Origin of the sequence: Occallatibacter sp., assembly GCF_049510455.1 — a bacterium.
In the GTDB taxonomy this organism is placed as follows: domain Bacteria; phylum Acidobacteriota; class Terriglobia; order Terriglobales; family Acidobacteriaceae; genus Telmatobacter.
Genome location: NZ_JBEKYX010000167.1, coordinates 1 through 6088, shown reverse-complemented (window position 1 = coordinate 6088; position 6088 = coordinate 1). Strand labels below are relative to the sequence as shown.

6 protein-coding genes are annotated in these 6088 nt (G+C 58.3%); 3 read left to right on the top strand and 3 right to left on the bottom strand.

The genetic code is table 11. From position 1 onward, the window contains the following. Window positions 1-138: 138 nt before the first annotated feature. Entirely contained in the window at window positions 139-1041 is a 903-nt protein-coding gene (locus ABSG47_RS20180; RefSeq protein ID WP_424172140.1) for a rhomboid family intramembrane serine protease, read from the bottom strand. 29 nt (window positions 1042-1070) lie between these two features. Then, window positions 1071-2528, bottom strand: a complete 1458-nt coding sequence (locus tag ABSG47_RS20175) for a M20/M25/M40 family metallo-hydrolase (RefSeq protein ID WP_424172137.1) — start codon at window positions 2526-2528, stop codon at window positions 1071-1073. Window positions 2529-2757: 229 nt separating this feature from the next. Between ABSG47_RS20175 and ABSG47_RS20170 the strand changes: the two genes are divergently transcribed. The 3 genes from ABSG47_RS20170 to ABSG47_RS20160 all read left to right on the top strand — a co-directional run bounded on the left by ABSG47_RS20170 (window position 2758) and on the right by ABSG47_RS20160 (window position 3749). Continuing rightward, window positions 2758-2961, top strand: coding sequence for a hypothetical protein (locus ABSG47_RS20170; protein ID WP_424172134.1), 204 nt, complete (start codon window positions 2758-2760; stop codon window positions 2959-2961). Then, the gene (locus ABSG47_RS20165) at window positions 2958-3344 is read left to right on the top strand and encodes a carboxypeptidase-like regulatory domain-containing protein (RefSeq protein WP_424172132.1); all 387 of its coding nucleotides are present in this window, start codon (window positions 2958-2960) and stop codon (window positions 3342-3344) included. The genes ABSG47_RS20170 and ABSG47_RS20165 overlap by 4 nt, the downstream gene beginning before the upstream one ends. Before the next feature lie 177 nt (window positions 3345-3521). Continuing rightward, a complete protein-coding gene (locus ABSG47_RS20160) occupies window positions 3522-3749 on the top strand; it encodes a hypothetical protein (RefSeq protein WP_424172129.1) in 228 nt (75 codons plus the stop codon). A gap of 6 nt (window positions 3750-3755) precedes the next feature. On the opposite strand, the gene gatB is transcribed toward ABSG47_RS20160, so the two are convergent. Beyond that, window positions 3756-5258: an Asp-tRNA(Asn)/Glu-tRNA(Gln) amidotransferase subunit GatB gene (gatB, locus tag ABSG47_RS20155; protein ID WP_424172126.1), complete on the bottom strand. Its 1503-nt coding sequence runs from the start codon at window positions 5256-5258 to the stop codon at window positions 3756-3758. Between the last annotated feature and the right edge of the window lie 830 nt (window positions 5259-6088).

Here is a 6088-nt window from a genome sequence, read left to right as displayed (position 1 = left end):
CAGAACCCGAAAAGCCCCATAAACACGCACCAAAACACCAATTCAAACCGGTTTGAAGGCAAAAAGTCCACAACTCCCCAAGGAATTCAAGGACTTGTGGCGTTTTTCAATGAGTTCCTAGTCCCTTGTCCCTGTCTTTCAATTCCAGCGCGAACGGTCGTCGTCCTCGTCGATCTGGCGGCCGCGGCTGTCGAGGCGAACGGTGCGGCCCTGCTTCTTCATGTAAACCTCAAACTTGCGTCCGGCGCGACGGCGCTTCCAGCGGAAATAGTTGTTGCGCAGGGCATACCAGCGCTCGCTGAAGGAAAATCCGAAGCCGCGCTTTGAGCCCGAGGGAGCTATCCGCTGTCCGGTGCGGGCCGGCGCAAGGCGAATGTAGAGCAGCGCGGCAAGCGCTCCGCCGATTTGCGCAAAGGCGATGAGCTTGTTCTGGCCAAAGAGCGTGGCGAAGGTTATGAGCGCATAAATGGCGGCTAGATACTTGGCCTTGATGCCGATCACGAAGAACATGAGGAACTGAACGTCGCCGAAGAGGACGCCGATGGCGATCAGCATTCCGAAGACTGCTCCCATGCAGCCTGCGAGTGGCGCTTCAGGCAGGGCAAAGCCGAAGCGCCCCGCCGCGAATTCAAGCAGGATGGCTGCGGTTGCCGTGCCTAGAACGCTCCAGATGTACAGACCCATGACGAAGCGGGAGCCGCGATGGCTTTCAAGAAAGCTGGCGAGAAACCAGAGTGAAAGCAGCTCCAGCAGTGTATTGAGCAGCCCAGGGTGAATGAGGCTGTAGGTGAATGGCTGCCAGAAGCCGCCGCTGAGAAAATCTGTCGGGATGAGCGCGAAACGCAGGACGATTGCATCCCCGTAGTGCGCCAGATTCAGGATGAGCAGGGCAAAAAAGCCGGCGAGATTGAGGAGGACGAGGCGGCGCGTGGCTCCGCTGAAGTCAGGAAAGGCGAGCGGGAGTTGGCCCATGCGAGGCATTGTCTGCAGGTTCCAGTTTACAGGCTTCAGGTGACAGTTGGCGGCCACTGTCCACCGCAACCTGTCACCTGTTCACTGTAGTTGTTCCGCTATGGGACAACTACCAGGCTGCGGTGGCCGGCCGCATCGACGGCGCGAACGCCGAAGATGACGTTGTCCTTGGAGATGGGGACGGTGAACGTAATGGGGCCTGGCTCGGTGGCCGCTGTTACCGGCACGCGCTGCGCAAATTGCCAGTAGAAAGAAGTGGTTTCACGCCAGAGCAGCTCGTAGTGATCCACCGTGCCGGGCGCGGGATCAATTTTGAGCGTGGTGCCGTTCTCAAGCTTCTGGGTGTCCAGGGTGACCTTGGCCGGCGCGCCGGGGGACGAGGCCAGTGTGGCCAGCGTGGCTGCGTTAAGGCGCGCAACTCGCGCCACATAGTTGGTGTCAACAAACTGGAGCAGGTCGCCTTTGATGGGCGTTTCATTGAGCAGGACGCTCTGGTGCTGATGGTTGTAGTCTTCGCGCCACTCCGTAAAGCGAACGGCGGCAAAGCCCTGCTGATTGAAGGAAGAATGATCGCCGCCGCGCAGATAGCGATCCGGGCGCGCGACGAGGAAGGGAGCAAAGGTATCTTCACCGGAGGCCGGAAGGTAAGCACGGGCGGCATCAACAATGGCGCGGGCAAGCTCTCGGCTGGGCGAATCGCTTTCCCCGCCAATGGCGCGGATGCGGCGAGCCTGCTCCGGCGTGGCGGCAACGGGAACGCCTTCAGAGAAGACGCGGACGCGGTCTTTTAATTGCAGCGTGTCACCGGGCGTGGTGTTGCCGCCTACGATGTCGTTGTTGAGGACGGCATCGAGTTTTCCATTTTCGCCCTGCCAGCCCTCGTCTTTCATGAGCTTGGCCAGGTGCGCGGAACCGAAAAGGCCTTGTTCCTCGCCGGGTACGGCGACAAAGATGATGGTGGCGGGAAAGCGGAGTTTGGAGAGCGCGCGGGCGCACTCCAGCGAAACGGCCACGCCGGAAGCATCGTCGTTGGCGCCGGGAGCGTCGCCCGAGGTGTCGGCCCAGTTTTTGAAGGCATTGGAGTTGATGGAGTCGTAATGGCCGGTGACGAGAACGATGTGTTTTTCGAGGATTGGGTCCGTGCCGCGCAGAATGGCGTAGATGTTGGTAAGCTGCGTGGGCTTGACGATGCGGCTGCGCGGGCCGGAATCCGGCTCCTGGATGAAGATGTCGCGCTTGATCTCAAGGCAGTTGCCGCACGCGGTGGAGATGCGGGTGAACTCGTCGAATATCCAGTCGGCGGCGGCCTGTGCGCCCTTGCCGGCGGGCAGAGTCGTGTCATTGACGGAGGCGGTGTTGCGCGTGCCAAAACCGACGAGAGTTTCAATCGTCCCGTGAATCCGGGCAGCGTCAATGGTGGCAATGGCGCGGGCGATGGCTGGGTCAGCCACCGGCGCGGAAACAGGCGCGGCGTCGATCGTATAGTCGGGCCGCTGGGCGGTGACGCATGGCGCAGAAGCCAGCATACCGGCAAGAAGAAGGAGCGAGAGTTTCATGAACGGGTCTCCGGATGTCATGATAGGGAGAGCATGCACAGATTTTGACCTCCGCACCTCTTGACCTGAGGGGGTGGTCCGTCTAAAACTAGCCAAGCGTACCAAGCTATCTCCGGCATTTTGGAAGAGGCCGAAAGTCCTATTGCATAGGAGATAACTTCTAAAGCAGTATCGCCATCGTACAGGACGGCGAAGAAATTTTCATTGGGAAGGATGAGAGGAGGCTGCCATGACCAGCTGCCCTGAGTGTGACAACGAACTGGACATTGAACTCGACGAGATTGCAGAGGGCGACGTGGTTGCCTGCGAGGAGTGTGGCTCGGAGTTTGAAGTAGTAGCCGTGGAACCGCTGGAGCTTGCACCCGTGGGCGATGAGCTTGACGAGGACGAGGACGAGTACTCTGACGAAGAGGAAGAGGAAGACGAAGAATGAGGAGTGGAGTACGACTGGCGGTGCGAGGGCTGTGCTTAGGTATGGCTCTGGGCCTGGTTGCGCTGGCGCCTGATACAGGACTAAGCGGGCCGCGTATGGCCGCATACGCGCAGACGAACTTTGGCCAGCGCGTGGTAAGTGGCGTTGTGCTGAGCGCCGATGGAGGCGTGCTGACCAGCGCCACGGTGTTTCTGCAGAACACGAAAAACAAGTCGATCCGCAGTTATACAACCGCGGCGGATGGGCATTTTCGCTTTGCACAGGTAAATATGTCGGAGGATTTCGACCTTTGGGCAGAGAAAGACAGCAGGAAGAGCGCCTCGAAGACCATCAGCTCGTGGGACTCCCGCAAGGAAGTGACAGCGGAGCTGCGAATCAAGTAGCCCCATCCCGTAGCCCCATCCTGTAGCGAAAAAAGGCAGTTTTGCGCAGTCATACTGGCGGGCCGGAGCGATTGTTCCGGCCCGCTGATTTTACGGCTGGCCTGCATGGCGCGCATTTGCGCGCAGTGTGACTAAAGTCCTCTGTTGTTGTGTCGATAACGGACATGGAGGGACTTTATGGCCAGCGTTTCATTAACCTCGGCGACTGCGTCTACCGTGAGCGAACTGATGTCGAACACGGCGTTTTCAACAACCGTAAACGGCAAGAACTACTCAGGAAGCGTTAGCTACTCGGATGGCGAGTATGTTGCCAGCGATCCCGGTCTGGCTGGCGCCGAGGCGACTGGCACCAGCGAGTTGGCTGCGGAAAACAATCTGGCGACGCGGATCGATGAGCTTGTCTAATCGGCTTTAGGCGTCGAGCTTCTTGGTGACCAGTTCGTTGAGCAGTGCCGGGTTTGCCTGGCCTTTGGAAGCTTTCATCACCTGTCCGACGAAGAATCCCGCGACGGTTTTTTTGCCGCCTTTGTACTGCTCCACCTGCTTGGGATTGGCGGCAATGACCTCGTCGATGAGCTTTTCAATCGCGGCGGTATCGGTAATCTGCTGCGGCTTTTCGCGCTCGTAAACGACCGGGAAATCTTCGCTTTTCTCAAAGCTGGTGTCGAGAAGCTGCTTGAGCTGCTTGGAGCTGATCTTGCCCTCGTCCAGCAGGTCCGCTGCAAGCACAATGCCGGTCATGGAAACGGGAGACTGCTCCTGCTCAAGGCCGAGAGCCTTCAGGCGTCCACCCACTTCACTCAGCAGCACATTGGCCACGCGGCGCGGATTCTTCGCTGTCTTTGCCGCGGCTTCAAAGCGATCCGCAAACTCGCGCGAGGCCGTGAGCGTGCGCGCATCCTGTTCGTTCAGGTCGTATTCGGAGATCATGCGCGCGCGGCGTGCTTCAGGCAGCTCCGGCAGCTCCCGCTCGCGTGCCAGGACCCAGTCTGGAGTAACGACCAACGGCGGCAGGTCCGGCTCAGGGAAGTAGCGATAATCATGCGCCTGTTCCTTGGAACGCATGGAGTAGGTGCGGCCTTCGCTCGCGTTCCAGAGGCGTGTCTCCTGCACCACGCGTCCGCCGGATTCAATCAGTTCAATCTGACGCTCAATTTCGTACTCTAGCGCGGCGCGGATATAGCGGAAGCTGTTGACGTTCTTCACTTCAGCTTTGGTGCCGAACTTTGGCGCGCCCTTCAGGCGAACGCTCACGTTCGCATCGCAGCGTAGTGAGCCTTCTTCCATGTTGCAATCGGAGACGCCTGTGTAGAGCAGAATCTCCTTGAGGCGCGTGAGGTACTCGAACGCCTCATCGGGCGTGCGAATGTCCGGCTCGGAGACGATCTCAATGAGCGGCGTGCCGCAGCGGTTCAGGTCGAGATACGTGCGCGAGTTCGAGTCGGCAAAGCCATCGTGGATGCTCTTGCCTGCAAAGCCATCGTGGATGCTCTTGCCTGCGTCCTCTTCCATGTGCAGGCGTGTGATGCCGATGCGCTTCATGCTGCCGTCTGCCGTGGGCACGTCGATATAACCGTGCTCGGCCAGCGGCTTATCGAACTGCGAAATCTGGTAGCCCTTGGGCAGATCGGGGTAGAAGTAATTTTTACGCGCAAAGATGGAGCGCTCATTCACCGTGCAGTGAATGGCAAGCGCAGCCTGCGTAGCAAACTCGACAGCCTTCTCATTGAGCACAGGCAGCGCGCCGGGCAGCCCCAGGCAAACGGGGCAGATATTGGTATTTGGCTCCGCGCCGAACCTGTTGGCGCAACTGCAGAAGGCCTTGGTGGCAGTAAGCAACTGCACATGAACTTCAAGCCCGATCACGGGCTCATATTTGGCGAGGATTTCTGGAGAGATGCCTGCGGCGAGCATGTATAGATTTTATCGCGGGACTGCGAGCTTTCGCGGTTTCCGGTAGTGGGTCGGTTTGAATCTCAAGGGGTAGATCAGTAACTTCCGGCTTGCCGGTCAACTGACATCAATGTGAGTCTTGGGACAATCACTGCCCAGTTTCCCCTGCCGCTCTCGTGGAAATGACCCGGAGCGTCCTGCGGTACATGAAGTAGAGACTCGGAACACTCAACAACACGGAAACAACGAATCCACCCAAAGCGTCCATGGGATCCATGAATCGAAGCTCAACGCCCGAATAGAAGGCGGCAGCGATCACCGCAATGAAAAACGTCGCCGTGCTCAGAGTCCATCCACGCGCCAGCCGTTTGGACGAAGTACCCTGCTCCTCCGACACCCGAAGCCACCAGACCAGCGGCATTATGATTGCAAAAGGTATCGCGAAAGCTAGATATGGGCCTACAAGTTCAGCGACGGTTTTCTTGAGCCCCCACCCGATTATCAGGAACGGCCCGACTTCCAGCAAGAGATAGATGGGAAGGCTCCAGAACAGCCAAGCCCAAAGACTAAGTCTCATCGTCCGGCCGAATTGTTTCGCAGTTAAATACCTGGGCACCGAAAACCGTTAGACCTCTAGCTGCAAGCATAAATCTAACTTCCGGTTGGATGATCGTCTACTCGGAAATTGGCATGTTCTTTCGACACGCATTCGATCTGGTTATGGATTCAAACTAACCCACTACCTAGTCTCCGGCCCTAGCAGCAAAAAATAAAGACGCCGCGAGGACGGGGCACACGAAACTGGGGGCCTACTGCTTCGTATCAATCGGATGCTGCGTCTTCTCGAAGTA